This window comes from Saccharopolyspora antiqui (assembly GCF_052246905.1).
Lineage (GTDB): Bacteria > Actinomycetota > Actinomycetes > Mycobacteriales > Pseudonocardiaceae > Saccharopolyspora.
Map to the genome: position 1 here is coordinate 1 of NZ_JBQQBO010000003.1, position 19047 is coordinate 19047.

At 70.1% G+C, this 19047-nt stretch carries 20 protein-coding genes; 16 read left to right on the top strand and 4 right to left on the bottom strand.

What is annotated here, in order from left to right; translation table 11 throughout:
- Window positions 1-94: 94 nt before the first annotated feature.
- Window positions 95-553 carry a nucleoside deaminase gene (locus ACTWQN_RS07000; protein ID WP_443202514.1) on the top strand — a complete coding sequence of 153 codons (459 nt, stop codon included), beginning with the start codon at window positions 95-97 and terminating at the stop codon, window positions 551-553.
- A 134-nt stretch (window positions 554-687) separates the two neighbouring features.
- Here ACTWQN_RS07000 and ACTWQN_RS07005 read toward each other — a convergent pair whose 3' ends face one another.
- On the bottom strand, window positions 688-2016 hold the full coding sequence (locus ACTWQN_RS07005) for an APC family permease (protein ID WP_443202515.1): 1329 nt from the start codon (window positions 2014-2016) through the stop codon (window positions 688-690).
- 104 nt (window positions 2017-2120) lie between these two features.
- Here ACTWQN_RS07005 and ACTWQN_RS07010 point away from each other — a divergent pair, with 104 nt between their 5' ends.
- From ACTWQN_RS07010 to ACTWQN_RS07045, 8 genes are all read left to right on the top strand, one after another.
- The gene (locus tag ACTWQN_RS07010; protein WP_443202516.1) at window positions 2121-2528 is read left to right on the top strand and encodes an OsmC family protein; all 408 of its coding nucleotides are present in this window, start codon (window positions 2121-2123) and stop codon (window positions 2526-2528) included.
- A gap of 251 nt (window positions 2529-2779) precedes the next feature.
- Entirely contained in the window at window positions 2780-4198 is a 1419-nt protein-coding gene (locus ACTWQN_RS07015) for an amino acid permease (RefSeq protein ID WP_443202517.1), read from the top strand.
- 68 nt (window positions 4199-4266) lie between these two features.
- Entirely contained in the window at window positions 4267-4947 is a 681-nt protein-coding gene (gene rpe / locus ACTWQN_RS07020; protein WP_443202847.1) for a ribulose-phosphate 3-epimerase, read from the top strand.
- A gap of 17 nt (window positions 4948-4964) precedes the next feature.
- Window positions 4965-5987: a bifunctional diaminohydroxyphosphoribosylaminopyrimidine deaminase/5-amino-6-(5-phosphoribosylamino)uracil reductase RibD gene (gene ribD / locus ACTWQN_RS07025; protein ID WP_443202518.1), complete on the top strand. Its 1023-nt coding sequence runs from the start codon at window positions 4965-4967 to the stop codon at window positions 5985-5987.
- Between the two features lie 52 nt (window positions 5988-6039).
- Window positions 6040-6687, top strand: a complete 648-nt coding sequence (locus ACTWQN_RS07030) for a riboflavin synthase (protein WP_443202519.1) — start codon at window positions 6040-6042, stop codon at window positions 6685-6687.
- Complete coding sequence (locus ACTWQN_RS07035; RefSeq protein ID WP_443202848.1) at window positions 6687-7985, top strand: bifunctional 3,4-dihydroxy-2-butanone-4-phosphate synthase/GTP cyclohydrolase II; 1299 nt, start codon at window positions 6687-6689, stop codon at window positions 7983-7985. The genes ACTWQN_RS07030 and ACTWQN_RS07035 overlap by 1 nt, the downstream gene beginning before the upstream one ends.
- Complete coding sequence (gene ribH / locus ACTWQN_RS07040; protein ID WP_443202520.1) at window positions 7982-8479, top strand: 6,7-dimethyl-8-ribityllumazine synthase; 498 nt, start codon at window positions 7982-7984, stop codon at window positions 8477-8479. The genes ACTWQN_RS07035 and ribH overlap by 4 nt, the downstream gene beginning before the upstream one ends.
- Window positions 8480-8511: 32 nt before the next feature.
- Window positions 8512-8919 (top strand): PH domain-containing protein, encoded by a 408-nt coding sequence (locus ACTWQN_RS07045; protein WP_443202849.1) that lies wholly within the window; start codon window positions 8512-8514, stop codon window positions 8917-8919.
- Between the two features lie 141 nt (window positions 8920-9060).
- On the opposite strand, the gene ACTWQN_RS07050 is transcribed toward ACTWQN_RS07045, so the two are convergent.
- Both ACTWQN_RS07050 and ACTWQN_RS07055 read right to left on the bottom strand, forming a co-directional pair.
- Window positions 9061-9429, bottom strand: a complete 369-nt coding sequence (locus ACTWQN_RS07050) for an FKBP-type peptidyl-prolyl cis-trans isomerase (protein WP_443202850.1) — start codon at window positions 9427-9429, stop codon at window positions 9061-9063.
- Window positions 9430-9446: 17 nt separating this feature from the next.
- Complete coding sequence (locus ACTWQN_RS07055) at window positions 9447-10838, bottom strand: aminotransferase-like domain-containing protein (RefSeq protein ID WP_443202521.1); 1392 nt, start codon at window positions 10836-10838, stop codon at window positions 9447-9449.
- Between the two features lie 229 nt (window positions 10839-11067).
- Between ACTWQN_RS07055 and ACTWQN_RS07060 the strand changes: the two genes are divergently transcribed.
- The 7 genes from ACTWQN_RS07060 to ACTWQN_RS07090 all read left to right on the top strand — a co-directional run bounded on the left by ACTWQN_RS07060 (window position 11068) and on the right by ACTWQN_RS07090 (window position 17952).
- A complete protein-coding gene (locus ACTWQN_RS07060) occupies window positions 11068-11976 on the top strand; it encodes a branched-chain amino acid transaminase (RefSeq protein ID WP_443202522.1) in 909 nt (302 codons plus the stop codon).
- A gap of 185 nt (window positions 11977-12161) precedes the next feature.
- Window positions 12162-12917, top strand: coding sequence for a nucleotidyltransferase domain-containing protein (locus tag ACTWQN_RS07065; RefSeq protein ID WP_443202851.1), 756 nt, complete (start codon window positions 12162-12164; stop codon window positions 12915-12917).
- Between the two features lie 59 nt (window positions 12918-12976).
- Complete coding sequence (locus tag ACTWQN_RS07070; protein ID WP_443202523.1) at window positions 12977-13114, top strand: hypothetical protein; 138 nt, start codon at window positions 12977-12979, stop codon at window positions 13112-13114.
- Between the two features lie 209 nt (window positions 13115-13323).
- Window positions 13324-14346 (top strand): beta/alpha barrel domain-containing protein, encoded by a 1023-nt coding sequence (locus ACTWQN_RS07075; RefSeq protein WP_443202524.1) that lies wholly within the window; start codon window positions 13324-13326, stop codon window positions 14344-14346.
- A gap of 144 nt (window positions 14347-14490) precedes the next feature.
- Window positions 14491-15237, top strand: coding sequence for a hypothetical protein (locus ACTWQN_RS07080; protein WP_443202525.1), 747 nt, complete (start codon window positions 14491-14493; stop codon window positions 15235-15237).
- Window positions 15189-16712, top strand: coding sequence for a hypothetical protein (locus ACTWQN_RS07085; protein ID WP_443202526.1), 1524 nt, complete (start codon window positions 15189-15191; stop codon window positions 16710-16712). Before ACTWQN_RS07080 ends, ACTWQN_RS07085 begins: the two co-directional genes overlap by 49 nt.
- A 160-nt stretch (window positions 16713-16872) precedes the next feature.
- A complete protein-coding gene (locus tag ACTWQN_RS07090) occupies window positions 16873-17952 on the top strand; it encodes a glycoside hydrolase family 172 protein (RefSeq protein WP_443202527.1) in 1080 nt (359 codons plus the stop codon).
- A 131-nt stretch (window positions 17953-18083) separates the two neighbouring features.
- Here ACTWQN_RS07090 and ACTWQN_RS07095 read toward each other — a convergent pair whose 3' ends face one another.
- A complete protein-coding gene (locus ACTWQN_RS07095) occupies window positions 18084-19022 on the bottom strand; it encodes an MBL fold metallo-hydrolase (protein ID WP_443202528.1) in 939 nt (312 codons plus the stop codon).
- Window positions 19023-19047 lie beyond the last annotated feature (25 nt).

The window sequence follows — 19047 nt, forward strand, 5'->3', positions numbered from 1 at the left end:
CGCCGTTGCGCAGGGGCGGGGGGGGGCGATTTCGCGCGAAATCGCCAGGTTCTTACCGCGGCGACCATTCACGACCACTAGAGGAGGAGCGGCAGTGGCCGAGGAGGAGTATCGGCGGTGGTTGGCGGTCGCGGTGGCGGAGGCGAAGGCCGGGCTCGCCGAGGGCGGGATTCCCATCGGCGCGGCGCTGATCGGGCCTGATGGGCAGGTGCTCGGCAGCGGGCACAACCGGCGGGTGCAGGACGACGATCCGTCGGTGCACGGTGAGACCGCGGCCTTCCGCAACGCGGGGCGGCAGCGCTCCTACGCCGGAACCACGATGGTCACCACCCTTTCGCCGTGTTGGTACTGCAGCGGATTGGTGCGCCAGTTCGGGATCGGTCGGGTCGTCATCGGCGAGGCCCGCAACTTCCACGGCGGCCACGACTGGCTGGCCGAGCACGGGGTGGACGTCGTGCTGCTCGACGATCCGGAATGCACTCGGCTGATGGCCGAATTCATCGAAGCGAACCCCCGCCTCTGGTACGAGGACATCGGCGAGGACGCCGACTGACCACCGTTCGGAGTCCGCGCGGGAGGCACTCCTCGCCCGGTGAAACCAGCTGAGAAGCCGCGCTGACCGCTCGTGAACGGGAATTCCGGTTCGCACCGGGAACAACCGTTCACGCACGCCAACCCGCGCAACCTCTAATCCAGCCGCGTTCGCGATCGCAGGACGTACACGATCACGCCGAGCACGAGCCAGCCCGCGGCCACCGCGAGAGCCAGCGGGCTCGCCGTGACCAGGACCACCACCGAGATCACCGCGCCGATCGCCGGAATGACCACAGTGGACGCTCGGCGGTCCCGCCCGGACACCGCGAAGTAGCCGATCACCGAAGCGTGCAACAGGATGAACGCGGTCAACGCGCCGACCGTCACCATCGACGAGAGCACTTCCAGCCCGTCATCGGCCGACGCCGCCCACACCGACACGACCAGCGTCACCACCGCCGCCAGCAGGGTGGCGTTGCGCGGCACGTGCGCCCGCTGATCGACCCGGCCCAGCGCGGCGGGCAGCTGCCCGTCCCGGGCCATCCCGTACAGCAACCGGCTCACCGCCGCCTGCGCGACCATCGCCGAGAACGCCGGTGCCACCGACTTCACGGCGGTCACCGCCACGGACAGCCAGCCGCCCAACGACGCCCGCAGCATGTCGTAGAACGCCGAATCCTGCGCATCCGCGCTCAGCGCCAACTCCTGCGGGCTCAACGGGTTCAGCAACGCGGCCAGGTAGGTCTGCACGACGAACAGCACACCGCTCAACGCCAGGCAGAACAGCAGCGCCCGGCCGACCTGGCGGGTCGAGCCGGTGTTCTCCTCGGCGAACGACGCGATCGCATCGAACCCGAGGAACGACAGCACCGCCACGGACACCGCACCCAGCACGGCCAGCGGTGCGAATCCGTCGACGCCGACCAGCGGCGACAGCCACGAACGATCCGTGCCGTCGGTGGCCAGCACCACCAGCGCGGCGACGATGAACACCGCGAGCAGCACGATCTCCACCGCCAGCACCACCGCGCCGACGAGCGCCGCGACCTTGACGCCGATCAGGTTCAGCGCGGTGACCACCACGATCGCTACCCCGGTTGCCAGCCAGACCGGTATCTGCGGCACCAGCGAATTCATCGCGATACCCACGAACAGCGAGGCAACGCTCGGGATGAACAGGTAGTCGAGCATGATCATCCAGCCCGCGACGAAGCCCGGCGCCCGACCCAGGCCCGCCGAGGCGTACGCGAACACCGAACCCGCCTTCGGCACCGCCGCCGACATCCGCGCGTAGGACCACGCGGTGAATCCCATCGCGACGGTCGCGACCACGTACACCAGCGCGACCGCGCCGCCGCTGCGGGCGTCCAGCACGCCGAAAACACCAACCGGTGCCAACGGTCCGATGAACAACAGCCCGGAGACGATCAGGTCGCGCAGCGACAACCGGCGCTGCAGCCCTTCGGCGGAGGTAGTGGTCATGGCCTCAATCCTGACTGGAACAACCCGACCGCCGCGTTGGTTGACCGGGCACGGCCCGCACACCGAGGCTGGACCGCAACAGCAACCAACGTCAGGTGGTACGAATGTCTTCCACGCCGGTCGAAGTGACCCGGACAGGCCAGCACACCTTCACCGCGACCAACCCGCGCGGCGGCCAGGTGACCATCGGTCGCGACGGCGCACCCGAGGCGTTCACCCCCGGTGAGCTGCTGCTCGCCGCGATCGCCGGTTGCTCGGCGGTCACCAGCGAAAACCTGCTGGTCCGGCGGCTCGGCGAGGACGCGAAGATCACGGTGCACGCAGACCGCACCAAAACCCCGGAGGACAAGCACAAGTTCGCCTCGGTGCAGATCGACTTCGACGTGGACCTCAGCGGGATCGACGACGCCGACAAGCTCGTCGAAGCGGTGCGGCGCGCCATCGAGAAGTACTGCACGGTCAGCCGCTCGGTCGAGGAAGGCACGCCGATCGAACTCTCGGTGCCGCGCTGACCGTCCGGCGCGCGGGACCGCCTGCCGGGTGAAATGGGATCGGCCCGGGTGAAACTGGATCCGCGGAGTCGAGACGGCGACAGCGATTCCAGCAGGCGCCGCTAGCCGCACCGCGAAGCAGAACGAGATCAGCGACGGATGTTGAGACTGCGCTACAAGTCGGCTACCGGACCGACGGCGGGCGGTGACGCGTCGTAAGGTGCTCGTCGCGCACTGGCAGTTGGTGCGCGACGAGCGGAAGGCACACCACAGTGGCACAGGAGACCGCACCGGTACGGCAGTCCGGGCTGCGCCGGGATCTTTCCGGCCGCCAGGTCGGCATGATCGCCATCGGCGGGGCCATCGGCACCGGGCTGTTCCTCGGCTCCGGCCTGGCCATCTCGATCGCCGGTCCGGCCGTGATCGTCGCCTACGCGGTGGCCGCGTTCGCGATGCTGGCGCTGGCCTACGCGCTCGCCGAGATGATCGTGGTGCACCCGGAGGCCGGTGGTTTCGGCGCGATCATCCAGCGCTGCCTCGGCGGCCTCGCCGGTTTCGTCTCGCGCTGGATCTACTGGGCCGCGCAGGTGGTCAACATCGGCAGCGAGGTCATCGCGGCCGGGCTCTACCTGCAGTTCTGGTATCCGCAGCTGCCGCTGTGGATCCCGGTGGTGGGTTTCGCCGTGGCGATGCTGGCGATCAACATCGCGGCGGTGCGCTTCTTCGGCGAGTTCGAGTACTGGTTCGCCATGATCAAGGTCGTCACGATCGTGGTGTTCGTGGTGCTCGGCGTCGTCTACATCATCTTCGGCCTGCCCGGCCAGCAGCCCGCCGGGGTCGGCGCGCTGACCGAGCACGGCGGATTCCTGCCCAACGGCATCGGCGCGGTGTGGCTGGCGTTGGCCGTGGTCACCTTCTCCTACCTGGGCACCGAGGCGGTCTCGATGACCGCGGCCGAGTCGAGCAACCCGGAGCGGGACGTGCCGCGCGCGGCCCGCAGCACGGTGCTGAGGCTGGCGCTGTTCTACGTCCTCGGCATGCTCGTGGTGGTCTCGATCCTGCCGTGGAACCAGGCGGCTTCGTCCGACGACGTCACGCAGAGCCCGTTCGTGCGGCTGTTCAGCCTGGTGGGCATCCCGGCCGCGGCCGGGATCATGAACTTCGTGGTGCTCACCGCCGCGCTGTCGGCGATGAACACCAACCTCTACCTCACCGCGCGGATGACCCACTCGCTGGCCCTGGACGGCTACGCGCCGAAGTGGTTCGCCGCGGTGAGCCGCAACGGGGTGCCGCGCCGGGCGCTGGTGCTGTCCGCGGCGGGGCTGGCGCTGGCGGCGTCGTTGGCGGTGTTCGCCGAGGACACCGCGTTCCCGATCCTGCTCGGCATGGCGCTGTTCGGTGCGCTGGTGGTGTACCTGCTGATCTTCGTCAGCCACCTGGTGTTCCGCCGTCGCCGCGTCGCGGCGGGCCTGCCGCCGTCGCCGGTGGAGCTGGCGGGGGCGCCGGTGACCACGGTGCTGGCCATGCTGTTCTTCGCGGCGGTGCTGCTGACGACTCCGTTCCTGGGGCCGTTCAGCGTGGCCTGGAAGGCGGGCGTGCCGTTCGTCGTGCTGCTGTGCGTGGCGTACTACGTCGTGCACCGGCGCAGGGCCGTGGCGGCCTCGCAACCGGGGGCACCAGCGGCCGAATGAGCGTGGCCAGGGCGCCCCGCACCGGGTGACACCTGGGATTTACACTCCCGCATGTGTCGAACCAGCCGATGATCGCGCCTTCCATCCTCTCCGCCGACTTCGCCCGTCTCGCCGACGAGATCGCCGCCGTGGACGGCGAGCCCGGCAAGCGCGCCGACTGGCTGCACGTGGACGTGATGGACGCGCACTTCGTGCCAAATCTGACCCTGGGCCTGCCGGTCGTCGAGTCGTTGCTGAAGGTCACCGACATCCCGGTCGACTGCCACCTGATGATCGAGGACCCGGACCGCTGGGCCATCGGCTACGCCGAGGCCGGTGCCTACAACGTCACGGTGCACGTGGAAGCCGCCAAGGACCCGATCGCCATCGCCAAGGACCTGCGCGCCGCCGGGGCGAAGGCGGGCCTGTCCATCAAGCCGAACACCCCGCTGGAGCCCTACGTCGAGGTGCTCAAGCACTACGACACGCTGCTGGTGATGTCGGTCGAGCCGGGCTTCGGCGGCCAGAAGTTCATCGCCGAGGTGCTGGACAAGACCCGCAAGGCCCGCGAACTCGTCGACACCGGCCACCTAAAGCTGGTGGTGGAGATCGACGGCGGCATCAACGCCGACACCATCGAGCAGGCCGCCGAGGCCGGGGTGGACTGCTTCGTGGCGGGCTCGGCGGTCTACAACGCCGACGATCCGGCCGCGGCGGTCGAGGCGCTGCGCGCCAAGGCGGCTCCGGGCTTCGCGCACGCCAGGCACTGACGACCGGGAGGACACCGATGGTCGCTCATGCCGAAGAGCAGGCGATGCGAACCGCGATCGCGGCGAGCGAACAGGTGCGCGGCACGACGAGTCCGAACCCGCCGGTGGGCTGCGTGGTGCTGGACGCCGACGGCGCGGTCGTGGGCGTCGGTGCCACCGAGCCGCCGGGCGGACCGCACGCCGAAATCGTCGCGCTGCGCGCGGCCGGGGACCGCGCCGCCGGTGGCACCGCCGTGGTCACGCTGGAGCCGTGCGCGCACACCGGCCGCACGCCGCCGTGCGCGGAGGCGCTGCGCGCGGCCGGGATCGCGCGCGTGGTGCACGCGGTTTCCGATCCCAACCCGCAGGCCGCCGGGGGCGCCGAGGTGCTGCGCGCCGCGGGTGTGGATGTCCACAGTGGTCTGCTCGCCGACGAGGTGTCGGGCGGCCCGCTGCGGGCCTGGCTGCACTTCATCCGAACCGGACGGCCGCACGTGACCTGGAAGTACGCGGCCACTTTGGACGGCCGTTCGGCCGCCGCCGACGGCACCAGCAAGTGGATCAGCTCCGCGTCCTCCCGCGCCGAGGTGCACCGGGTGCGCGCGCGGATGGACGCGATCATCGCGGGCACCGGCACCGTGCTGGCCGACGACCCGCACCTGACCGCCCGCGCTCCGGACGGCGGGCTGCTGCCCCGCCAGCCGCTGCGCGTGGTGGTCGGCGATCGCGAGATTCCGCCCGCTGCCAAGGTCTTCGACGACGCGGCCGAAACCGTCCAGTTGCCCGGCGGCGATCCGGCAGCGGTGCTCACCGCGCTCGCGGATCGCGGCATCGTGGACGTGCTGCTGGAAGGCGGCCCGCGACTGGCCGGGGCGTTCGTCGCCGCCGGATGCGTGGACCGGGTGCTGGCCTACCTCGCGCCGATGCTGCTCGGTGCCGGACCGGCGGCGCTCGGCGAAGCGGGAGTGGGAAGCATCTCGCGGGCATGGCGGTTGCGTGTTGAAGAGACGACGATGAGTGGCCCGGACATCCGAGTGAGCGCGGTTCCGCTGGATCGGTGATCGGGCGCGGTGCGGGCGACGGCGCCCGCCAAGCAGGCGAGGAGGCAGGCAGGTGTTCACCGGGATCGTCGAGGAGCTCGGCACCATCGAGGCGGTCGAGCCGTTGGCCGATGGCAGTCGGCTGACCATTTCCGGTCCGGTGGTGACCGAGGACGCCGGGCACGGCGATTCGATCGCGGTCAACGGCGTCTGCCTAACCGTGGTGGCGGTCGGGGACGGGCGGTTCACCGTGGACGTGGTGGCCGAGACGTTGCGCCGCTCGTCGATGAAGGGCATCGCGATCGGCGACCGGGTCAACCTGGAACGCGCGATGGCGCTTGGCGATCGGCTCGGCGGGCACATCGTGCAGGGCCACGTCGACGGCACGGGCGTGCTGCGCGGCACCGAGGCCGACGGGCTCACCCGCTTCGAAATACCGCATCGACTGTCCCGCTACCTGGTGGAGAAGGGTTCGGTCACCGTCGACGGGGTGTCGCTGACCGTGGTCGAGGCGGGGGACACCGAGTTCAGCATCGCGCTGATCCCCACCACCAAGCGGCTGACCACGCTGGGCCTGCGCGAGCCAGGTGACGAAGTGAACATCGAGGTGGATGTGCTGGCCAAACACCTGGAACGGCTCGCCGCAGCACAACTGGACCACCGGGCCCATGGTGCGCAGACCCGTTCGGGGGACAATGGCGGCGTCAGGGAGGCGCGGTGATGAACCCCGAGGACAAGGTTGCGGTCACGGTGAGCACGAACCGGTTCGACAGCATCGAGCGCGCATTGGCCGACATCGCGGCCGGACGCCCGGTGATCGTGGTGGACGACGAGGACCGAGAGAACGAAGGCGATCTGATCTTCGCCGCGGAGCGGGCGACGCCCGAGCTGGTGGCGTTCATGGTCCGCTACACCTCCGGCTACATCTGCGTCGGGCTCACCGGTGACGACTGCGACCGCCTCGACCTCCCCCCGATGTACCACTGGAACCAGGACCGCAAGGGCACCGCCTACACCGTCACCGTCGACGCCGCCGACGGCGTCAGCACCGGCATCTCCGCCGCCGACCGCGCGACGACGCTGCGCGTGCTGGCCGGTGCGGAATCCACCGCCAAGGACCTCAACCGGCCCGGCCACGTGGTGCCGCTGCGGGCCCGCGAGGGCGGCGTGCTGCGCCGCCCCGGCCACACCGAGGCGGCGGTGGACCTGGCCCGCCTGGCCGGACTGCGCCCGGCGGGTGCGCTGTGCGAGATCGTCAGCCAGAAGTCCGAGGGCGACATGGCGCGCCGCGACGAGCTGGAGGTCTTCGCCGAGGAGCACGACTTGGCGCTGATCAGCATCGCTGACCTGATCTCCTACCGGCGCCGCTTCGAGAAGCAGGTGGTGCGGGTCGCCGAGGCCCGGATCCCCACCGCGCACGGCACCTTCCGCACCGTCGGCTACGACAGCACGATCGACGGCATCGAGCACCTGGCCATGGTCTACGGCGAGATCGGTGACGGCGAGGACATCCTGGTGCGGGTGCACTCCGAATGCCTGACCGGTGACGTGCTGGGCTCGCTGCGCTGCGACTGCGGCCCGCAGCTGGACGCGGCGATGGCCAAGGTCGCCGAGGCCGGTCGCGGCGTGGTGCTCTACATGCGCGGGCACGAGGGACGCGGCATCGGGCTGATCCACAAGCTGCAGGCCTACCAGTTGCAGGACAACGGCGCGGACACCGTGGACGCCAACGTCGCGCTGGGCATGCCGGTGGACAGCCGGGACTACGGCCAGGGCGCGCAGATCCTGTGCGACCTGGGTGTGAAGTCGATGCGGCTGCTCACCAACAACCCGGCCAAGCGGGTCGGCCTGGAGGGCTACGGGCTGCGGATCGTCGACCGCGTGCCGCTGCCGATCAGGCCGAATCCGGAGAACATCCGCTACTTGCGCACCAAGCGCGACCGGATGGGGCACGTGCTGGACAATCTGGACGACGGCGAAGACTCCTCGATCAACGGTGGGGCGGGAGTGACGGCATGAGTGGCGAGGGCCGACCGCGGATCAGCGTGCCGAAGGCGGGGGACCTGCGGTTGGGCATCGCGGCGATCCGCTGGCACGAGAAGCTCGTCGACCAGATGCTCTCCCGCGCGCTGGCGGCGGCGAAGGAGGCGGGCATCGCCGAACCGACCGTGGTGCGGGTGCCCGGCTCGATCGAACTGCCGGTGGTTTGCCAGCAGTTGGCGCACCAGCACGACGCGGTGGTCGCGCTCGGCGTGGTGGTGCGCGGCGGCACCCCGCACTTCGAGTACGTCTGCGACTCGGTCACCCAGGGGCTGACCAGGGTGGCGCTGGACGAGTCCACCGCCGTCGGCAACGGCGTGCTGACGTGTGACACCATGCAGCAGGCCGAGGACCGAGCCGGGTTCGACGACTCCGTCGAGGACAAGGGCTTCGAGGCCACCGCCGCGGCGCTGGAGACCGCGCTGGTGCTGCGGGAACTGCGGGGCTGGGACAGCGAGCGGGGGTTCTTGTGAGCGCGCAACGGGTGGAGGTTCGGCCGCGGAAGGTGCGTCGGGTGGCGATCCCGATCGCGGTCGCCCTGGTGCTGATCTTCGGCGTGGTCGGTGTCCTGCTGCGCAGCTCCCCGACCGGTGTGATCTTCTCGGTGTCCGACCAGGTGGCGATGGTGCTGCTCGGCGTGCTGCTGGCCGGTGGCGTGCTGCTGCTGGCCCGGCCGCGGCTGCGGGCCGACGGCGACGGCGTGGAGGTCCGCAACATCATCGGCACCCAGCGCTACTCGTGGCCGCTGGTGCGGGCGTTCAGCTTCCCGGACGGTGCTCCGTGGGCCCGGCTGGAGCTGCCGGAGGACGAGTACGTGCCGATCATGGCGATCCAGGCGGCCGACGGCGACCGGGCCGTCCTCGCGATGCGCCAGCTCCGCGAACTCCGTCGCCAGACCGACTCCGCCAAGTGACGAGCTGAGCGTTTCGCGTGAAATCGCCGTCTCTCGCGCGAAATCGCCAACTCTCAGCAGCGGTGGACGCGAAACGCGTCCAAGACCAGGCTCCGAAAACCCGGCCCGCGACTGGTTCCAGTCGCGGGCCGCGGTGGTTCTTCAGCGGGCGGACACCAGGTCGCACACGAAGATCAGCGTTTCGCCCGGCTTGATGACGCCTGCCGCGCCTTGGTCACCGTAGGCGAGGTGCGGCGGGATGGTGAGCCGCCGACGGCCACCCACTCGCATGCCCTGCAGGCCCCGGTCCCAGCCTTCGATGACCTGGCCCGCGCCGAGCTGCACCCGCAACGGCTCGCCGCGGTTCCAGCTGGCGTCGAACTCCGCGCCGGTGCGGTGCGAAACGCCCACGTAGTGGACGTCCACCACGGTGCCCGCCGTGGCCTCCGGACCATCGCCGACCTCGATGTCCTCGATCTCCAGATCCGCCGGGGGATTCCCGGTGGGCGGGTCGACGACCGGCTTGTCCATGCTCACGTTCCTACTCCTCAAGTGGGTTGTCCGTGGTCGTCGCCATTGTGGTCGGTCGCCTCGGCCGGGGCGTGGTGGGCCCTGGAACATGTGCGGGCCAGCACGGCGACGGCTTGGTCGAGCAGTTCCGGGCCCAGCGCGAAGCTCAGGCGCAGGTGGTCGCGGTAGCGGCGGTCGGCGCTGAACAGCGAGCCGGGGGCCACCGCCACGCCGTTGCCGCGAGCCAGTTCGGCGAAGCGGTCGGTGTCGGTGCCGGGCAACCGCACCCACAGCGACAGCCCGCCCGAGGGCTGATCCCAGGTCCACTGCGGAAGGTGCTGGCGCAGGGCGGCCGACAGGTGGTCGCGGCGCTGCGCCAGTTCGGTGCGCCAGGTCGCGAAGTCGTTGTGCCGCAACAACTCCGCCGCGAACCGTTGGCTGACCGCGCTGGTCGCCAGGTCGCTGGTCTGCTTGAGCTCGGTCAGCTGGGCCAGCAGCGGCTCGGGTGCGGTGAGCCAGCCGACCCGAAGACCGCCCCACAGCACCTTGGACAGCGAGTGGACCTCGATCGTGCCGTGCGGATGCGCCGCGGCGAACCGGCCGGGCAGGGCGCCTTCGTAGACCAGCTCGGCGAGCGTGCGGTCTTCGACGATGCGCAGGTCGGCGTCCCGGGCGATCTCGGCGAGGGCCCCGACGCGGTCGTCGTCGGCCACCGTCCCGGCCGGATTGCGCACCGCCTGGACGTAGCCGAAAGCGGGCCGGTGCCGGGCGATCGCGTCGCGAAGCGCTTCGGGCAACATGCCGCGTCGGTCCGTGGCGACGGCGACGGCTCGCGCCCCGCAGCCCTGGATCGCCGCGAGCGCGCCCGGGTAGGTGGGTTCCTCGACGAGCACCGCATCGCCCGGCCGGGCCAGGCACCGGGTGGCGAGGTCGATGCCCTGCTGCGCACCTGCGGTGATCAGCACCTCGCCGCCGAGCAGCTCGCGCAGACCCGGCTCGCCCGCCGGGTCGTAGCCGTGCTGGCTCGGCGTGCGCAGCAGATCCGCCGGATCGACCTTGGGAACCCGCAGGTGCGACGGGTCGGGTACGACCGATGTGGACAGATCCGCGAACACCGCACCGGGCCGCAGCAGCCGCCCCATCGCGGATTCGCGTCCGGCCGCGGCGGCCAGGTAGGTGCCGCTGCCGTGTCGGCGCTCGCAGATCCCGTCCTCGAAAAGCGCGTTGAACGCCGCGGCGACCGCGCCTCGGCTGCAGTCCAGCACCCTGGCGAGGTCCCGCTCGGAAGGCAGCCGGGTACCCGGGCTGAGCGCACCGGTGCGCGCGAGGTCGGTCAGCGCCGCGGCCAGTCGGCGGCCGAGCGGTCCGTGCCCGTAGCGGAGCCGGTCGCGGATCAGCGCGGCGAATTGGTCCACATCAGCACTCGACATGCGGCCATTGTGCTCAGCGGATGTGCGGGTTGGTTCGGGCAGGTGGAACCCGGCCCTGAGGTGATCCCTGAGGACCGGCGGGTGAACTCGACAACCGCGAGAGCCGGTCCACGCCTCGGATCAAGCACCTTTAATCACTAGTGGATGTGCTCGCCGCTTGTTAGCTTGTCACTTGATCGCGAAATGGCCTGTTGTGAATCGCGGTATATGTCACTTGCGAGGAGGCGGGATGGCTCTGGCGGAAGCCGACTACATCTGGATGAACGGCGCCCTGGTTCCGTGGCACGAGGCCAAGGTCCACGTGCTCAGCCACGGCCTGCACTACGGCACCGGTGTGTTCGAGGGCGTTCGCGCGTACTCCACGGCGGATGGACCGGCGCTGTTCCGGCTCGACGAACACCTGGATCGGCTGTTGCGCAGCGCCAAGATGTTGCGCATGACCTTGCCGTACCGCAAGGACGAACTGCGTGCCGCGACCGTCGACCTGGTGCGCGCCAACGGACACCGGTCCTGCTACGTGCGGCACCTGGCCCACCTGGGCTACGGCGTGATGGGCGTCGACCCGTCGGGTGCCCCGGTGCACATGTCGATCGGGAGCTGGGAATGGGGTGCCTACCTCGGCGATGCCGAGCACGGCGTTCGGCTGATGACGAGTTCCTGGCGGCGCAACGATCCCGCCGTGGTGCCGACCGCGGCCAAGGCCACCGGTCCGTACCTCAACTCGGCGCTGGCCAAGGTGGAGGCGCGCGATGCCGGGTTCGACGAGGCGGTGCTGCTGAGCACCGACGGCTACGTCAGCGAATGTTCGGGCGAGAACGTCTTCGTCCTGCGCGGCGACGTGCTCTGCACGCCGCCGTCCAGCGCCGGTGCGCTGGAGGGCATCACCCAGGACACGGTCACCGAACTGGCGGCTGACCTGGGGATCACCGTGCGGCGGGAGAACCTGCTGCGCTCGGACCTCTACGCCGCGGACGAGATGTTCCTGTGCGGCACCGCCGCGGAGGTCACCCCGGTGCGTTCGGTCGACAACCGCGAGATCGGCGCTCCCGGCCCGGTGACCGGCAAGATCCGGGACGCCTTCACCGCCGCCGTGACGGGCGCCGACGCGCGCTACCGGCACTGGCTGACGTTCGTCTGAACCCCAGCGACCGGTTGCGCCGGTAGACGGGCCTCGGTGCCCGGACGCGACATAGGGCCTGTCGTGGTGGCCGCCTCCGGCGGGCATCCTGGTGCACGGCGGAATCGGCCGGTCCGCGCCTCGGAGTGCCGGGTGCCTCCGCCGCAGCAGTCCGCACACGTTGCCGAAGGAGTCTGATCACCGTGCTGGAAGATGCGGAATTCGAGGCCCACGTCGCGGACCGGTTGGCCGGGTTGCCGGGCGTGCAGGCGGTCAGCCTCGGCGGCTCGCGCGCCCAGGGGCTGCACCGCACGGACAGCGACTGGGACTTCGCGATCTACTACCGCGGCCGGTTCGAACCGCGGGACCTGCGCGAGGTCGGCTGGTCCGGTGAGGTTTCCGAGCTCGGCGGTTGGGGCGGTGGCGTGTTCAACGGCGGGGCGTGGCTGTGCATCGAGGGCCGCCACGTGGACGTGCACTACCGCGACCTGGCCTCGGTGGAGCACGAGCTCGCCGAGGCCCGCGCGGGCCGCTTCGAATGGCAGCCGTTGATGTTCCACCTCGCCGGTATCCCCAGCTACCTGGTGGTCGCCGAACTGGCGATCAACCGGGTGCTGCACGGCGAACTGCCCTGCCCGGAATATCCGGATGCCCTGCGGAAAGCCGCGCCGCCGGTCTGGTGGGGGCGGTCTTCGATGGCGCTGGCCTACGCGCGGGCGAACCACGCGCCCTACGGGCGGCTCGCGGAGACGGCTGGCGCGATCGCACAGGCGGCCTGCCAGGCGGCGCACGCGGTGCTGGCGGCTCGCGGCGAGTGGGTCACCAACGAGAAGCGCCTGCTGACCCGGGCGGGTTTGCGGGACGTCGACCGCGTCATCGCCGGATTGGCCGCGGGGTCGCTGATCGCGTCGGTCGACGAGGCGCACGCCCTGTGCGACGCCGCGATCTCGGAAGCCGAGTAGAACTTTCCGCGCGACTCACCGGAACCTTGACACCAGTGATGTAACGCAGTTTTATAACAATGTTTCGCCACTGGGAGGACTGCATGCGGGCGTTGTCGTTGAGTGCGCAGAGCCAGTACATCGCGGGCGTGGTGCTGTTGACCATCGTCACGATCGAGTGCGGGGTGAAGGGCACCTTTCGCCAACTAACTTGGTAGAAGGTGCCCTTCACCCCGCCCGCATCGGGTGAACCCGCTGCGGGCGGGGTTGTGGGATGCGCGGGTGCGCCGGGGTCGGGGCCAAGATCAACGTCGGGTGCCGGGTTGGGCGCGGGTGGTCGGACTGCCCGGCGCGGTGCGGTGTGTCCGGTGAGGGACAATGGGGCTGGCGGCGGCGTTCGCGTACCGGCGCCGGGTAGGAGGAGATCGTGAGCGTGGCCCAGGAGCGCAACCTTCGGTTGGTGCGAGACGTCCCGTCCGAGCTCGGCGTCCGGCTCGGCGACATCAGATTGCGCAACCGCCTGGTGACCTCGTCCAGCCTGCTCGGCTACGGGGTCGCCAACACCAAGCTGGTGCCCTACGGCATGAGCCCGATCTCGCAGTTCGTGCCGCTGTCCCGGTTCGGCGCGGTCACCACCCGCACGGTCACCGTCGAGCCGCGCGAAGGGCACTTCACCACCCGCGACGTGTGGCCGCTGCACGAGCTGCCCGCGCTGCTCAAGCGCTACGGGCAGGCGCTGCGGCAGGTCGACGGCGGCTGGCTCAACGCCTTCGGCTGGTGCAACGTCGGCATCGACGCCTACCTGCGCGACTACTACCCGCGCACCCGCGAGCAGAACACCATCATCTCCGTCGGCGGCTTCTCCGCCGCGGAGTTCGTGACGCTGGTGGACAAGGTCAACGACGCGGTCGCGGTCGGCGAGATCGCCGCCGTGGAGTTCAACGTCTCCTGCCACAACGTCAACTTCGACTTCAACCAGATCATCGAATCGGTGCTGGCCGAGGCGGTGCCGCGCAGCAACCACCCGGTGATCCTGAAGCTGTCGCCGGACTACGACTACCTCGGGCACGCCCGGCTGGCGGCCCGGTACGGGGTTTCGGCGCTGACCGCGATCAACACCGTCAAGGGCCTGCGGCTGGACCCGAACACCGGGCAGCCGCTGCTGAAGAACGGCTTCGGCGGGCTCTCCGGCCGGGCCATCAAGCCGATCGGCCTGCGGGTGGTCAAGGAACTGCGCGACGCCGGGGTGAAGCTGCCGATCATCGCCACCGGTGGCATCCGCAACTTCGACGACTGTCGCGAGTACTTCTGGGCCGGTGCCGACGCGGTCAGCCTCGGCAGCGCCAGCTGGTTCGCCAGCTACCCCGGCTACGCCCTCTCGCCGCTGTACGGCGCCCGGATCCGAAACCTGCTGCGCCGCATCGAGAACTACGAACCGCCGGCCCGCTGACGAACCACCCGCCGCCTGCGCGAATCGGGTGATTGGTCGTCGTTCCGGCTTCGCGATTCCGGAGAACCGGACCACGGACTTCCGCTCGTCCAATACGGTTGGCGGAATGATCATCGGGGTCCGATGCGCAGCCGAGGCGGCTCGGTGACCGGGGAACAGCCGCAGCGCCGCTGGTGGCAACGGCTGCTCAGCGGTCCGGCCTTCGTCATCACGGCCCTCGTCGCGGCCTTGGCGGGCGTGGTCGCACCGCTGGTGTGGAACGCCGCGCGGGATGTTTCCCGGCCACCCGTGCTGGTCTGGGCGAGTTCGGACGGCGGCCGGGTCGGCGACCTCAACTTCGCGTCGCCGGAGGTGCTGTCGGCGGCCGACCCAGCGACGCCGTACGAGTTCTTCGAGGGAACCGGGCGCGGCACGAAAGCCGGGGTGCAGGGCAGCACCGTGACGATCGAAGGCGCTCGATCCCGCGACATCGTGATCACCAACATGCGAGCGCGGGTGCTCAGCCGCGAACCCAACATCACCGGCACGCTGTTCTGCGCCGGTCAGCAGGGCGACCTGCCAGCGGACCTGATCGGCTTCGACCTCGACGAACCCCGGCCGACGGCTCGGGTCCTCGACGGCGACCGCCTCGGGGAACCGTTCTTCGCCGCCAAGGCCAAGCAGCTCGCCGACGGGGAAACCGCGGTGTTCCAGATCGAATCGCGCGCCACCGGGGGCCACTACCGGTGGGTGCTGGAGATCGACATGGTCATCGACGGCAAACCCCAGACCCACGACGTGCAACCGACGAGCGGTCCGTTCGAGATCACCGGTCTCGGGTCGCAGTACGGCGCGGTGTTCAGGTGGGACGGCCACGGTTGGGCGCCCGGTCCGTCCAGGAGTTCGTGCTGATGCCCGGCAACCGCTACGGCAGGCGGGCGCTGGCCGTCGGCGGGGTGGCGGCGCTCGGCTTGGCGCTCGGCATCTGGTGGAGCTGGTCGCCGGGAGAGGTCAACTCGTCGCAGGAGATGACCGAGTTGCTGCCTGCGGCATGGCAGGCGCCGTTTCGCGCCCGCGACGAGGGGCCGGTCCAGCGCAACTCGATTCTGGCGGCGATGGAGAGCTGCGGGCCGGTGCCGGTGGTCGAGAAGTTCCGGACGCGCGATCCCGCCGTTTTCACGATTTACGAGCTCGACAACCGGGCCAGGGTGCAGGTCGCGGCCGTGCGGCTGGCACCGGAGGATCGGTCGCCGGTCCAGGACGCCCTGCGGTCCAGCACCCACTGCCAGCGACCGGCTTCGCCGGAGCGCGGCGCAACCGCGTGGACCAAGGTCGCCAGGCCCTGGTTCGGCGAGGCATCCGCGCTGTTCCGCACCTCCGACACCGACTTGGCCGCCGACAGCGCGGCAAACAGCATGGTGAACGCCGGTCCGGTGTGGTCGTTCACGATGTCCGGGCAGTGGTTGGTGGCCATCGGCGGCTACCGGACCTCGGTGGAGACCGTGGCATGGGTCTACCCGCAGTTGCTCGGGCGGTGGGATCGCGAGGTCGGCACGCATTTCCTGGCGCCGGGCGAGTCCCGCAGCGACTGCGGATCCCCTGGCCTCGACGACCTGCCGACGGGCGCCCTGCGCGAGTCGGAGCGCATGATGCTGGCCAGCGTGCACGATCTGGCCTGCCGAGGTCAGGTCGACGTGTTGCGGTCGCTGCCGTCGGTTCCGCTGATCGTCGACAACGGCTTCGCCACCGAGGTCGACATCGGCGATCCTGCCGAGTTCGCGCGGACGATGGAGACGCGCGCGGTGCACCGCAACGGCGCGATCAGCTTCCGGCAGGGCGACTCCGCGCTGGTGTTCTCGACGCTGCGCCCTGGCGGGGAGCTGAGGCCCGCCTGGGATGCTTACGTGCAGCGGTGTTCCACCGCGACGGCGCTGGCGGCGCGGATGTGCGGGCCCGACCCCTACGGTCCACTCGGCGGCGCCGACTGGTCGACCGTGCTGGCCGACACCGGTTGCGAACCGGACTCGGACCTCGGTGCGATCCGGCAGGCGGTGTTCCAGGACGTGACCGGCGATGGCCAGGGGGACGCGATCCTCGGGCTGTTCTGCGACGCGGGCGGTGGCCCGGGGCGCGGTGAAGTCCGGATCTACGACGGCGCATCGCCGCCGGAGTCCCCGGCGCTGATCCAGTCGCTGCTGCGCGAGGATCCCGGTCCGCTGGGCACCGGGCTCCTGCCGGTGGCGCTCACGACCAACGGTCCCGATCTCACCGTCGAGTCGCACGGTTGGCGGGAGTTCGGCGCTCCGGACGTGCTGGTTATCGACCGATTCCGCTGGCAGGACGGCGGTTTCGCGCCGGTGGCGCGCGAGGTCCGGTATCCGGGGTGACCGACCGCCGTCGGGGGCAGCGCGCCGATTTCGTTGGCTGAGCGGAGTTTCCGCGCGCGTCGGCGGCGAAGTCTGGTCGGGGTGCCGGGAAAACCGACGGCGTCCCGTCCCCGCGTGATAGAAGTGATCCAGAACACAAGCTACTACTGGGGAGGAAGTCTTGTCCGGATACGGATCGTTCGGCAGCAGTCTGCGGGATCTGCCCCGGCTCCGGCGCAGTCGGCGCGGGCGGGTGTCCAGTTGGGACCGAACCGGCGGCAACACCGACAACATGCGCATCGAGCCGGGTCAAACCAGGGAGTTGGCCGACATCGCCGGACCCGGCGTGATCACCCACATCTGGTGCACCGTCGCGGTCGACCACCTCGGCCGACCGGCCGAGATCGAGGGCGACTACCTGCGGCGGCTGGTCCTGAAGATCAGCTGGGACGACTCGCCGCAACCGGCCGTGCTGGTGCCGCTGGGGGACTTCTTCGGCATGGGCCACGGTCGCAGCGCCAACTTCGCGTCCGCGCCGCTGCAGATGAGCCCGCAGGACGGCAAGGGCTTCAACTGCTGGTTCGCGATGCCCTTCGCCGGGCGCGCCCGGTTCGAGCTGATCAGCGAGATGAGCATCAAGCCGGTGACCTTCTACTACTACATCGACTACGAGACCTACGCCGAGGTGGAACCGGAACTGGGTTACTTCCACGCGCAGTGGCGTCGGCAGAACCCCACCGACGGTGTCGAGCAGGGCGATCAGACCAACGAGGAATTCCTCTTCGGCGGCACCAACACCGACGGCGCGGGCAACTACGTGCTGCTGGAAGCCGAGGGGCGGGGGCACTACGTCGGCACCGTCCTCAACGTGCACAACCTGCGCCACACCACCGACTGGAACTGGTATGGCGAGGGTGACGACATGTTCTTCATCGACGGCGAGCCCTGGCCGCCGCGGCTGCACGGCACCGGTACCGAGGACTACTTCAACACCGCGTGGTGCCCGACCCAGGCGTACCAGTCGCCCTACCACGGGCTGACCATGCCGGGCGGACCGAACTGGAGCGGGCAGGTGTCGTACTACCGGTTCCACGTCGAGGATCCGGTGGTCTTCGAACGGTCCATCAAGGCCACCATCGAGCACGGGCACGCCAACAAGCGCTCCGACGACGTCTCCTCGGTCGCCTACTGGTACCAAACCCTCCCAGCCCTACCAGTAACCCTCGCCCCAGTCGACCAACGCCTACCCCGCCCCCTGTAACCCCCGGATCGGGTGATGGGTGAAGGGCACCTTTGACCGGCTTACTCGGTCAAAGGTGCCCTTCACCTCGAAAAGGTCGCTCAGACGGCGCAATCGGTTAGACGGCGCAATCGGTTAGACGGCGCAATCGGTTAGACGGCGCAGTGGAGGGGGCCGCCGTTGTAGGTGATGGCGTCGGTGAAGGCGGCGGTTAGGTCGAGTTCGGTTTCGTCGGCGTCCGCGTAGGCGCGGTGCAGGTTCAGGACGATGCGTTCGCGGTCTGGCCAGGCCGCGAATTCGCCCAGGTCGCAGCGCTGTGCCGCCTCAAGTGGGGAGAGGCCGTCGGTGCGGGCTTGGCGTGCGGTGTCGAGCACGAAGCGGTAGTAGCGGGCGTGGTCTTCGAGCACCCGGGGCAACGCCGAGCCGGGCAGCAGCGAGCCGTGGCCGGGCACCACCGTCGCGGCGGTGAAACCGGCCAGCCAGTCCAGCGATTTCAGCGCGCCCTCCACCGAACCCATGAACACCAGCGGCGTGACGCCGTGGAAGATCAGATCGCCGGTGAACAGCACCGCCGCGTCGGGCACCCACGCCACCACGTCGCCCGCGGTGTGCGCGGGGTGGCCGGGGTGGTGCAGTTCGATCCGGCGGTCGCCGCTGTGCAGCGTGAGCGAATCCTGCAACACCACCGTCGGCGCGCGGTGTTCGCCGATGCCCCACTCCGGCGATGGCTGCCAAACCGGCGGCAGATCCGTCAGGAACGTGTCGGCCAGGATGCCCGCGCGGGTCGCCGAGTGTCCGATTAGGACGGTCGAGTCGGGCAGCAGGGCGTTGCCGTGCGTGTGGTCGCCGTGCAGGTGGGTGTTCACCGCGAACCGGATCGGCGAATCCCCACCCGCGGTGCGCACCGCGTCCAGGAACCGGTGGGTGCGCTGCGCGGTGGCGCAGGTGTCGATGAGCACGATGCCGTCGTCGCCCAGCACCGCACCCGCGTTGTTGATCCACCACGAGCCGTCCGGCTGGACCCAGGCGTGTACGCCAGGCCCGACCTCGGACAACGTCGCGCGATCGGGATGGGCGTTCTCGGTGTGCACGGCTGACCTCCCAGCACAGGCGCGA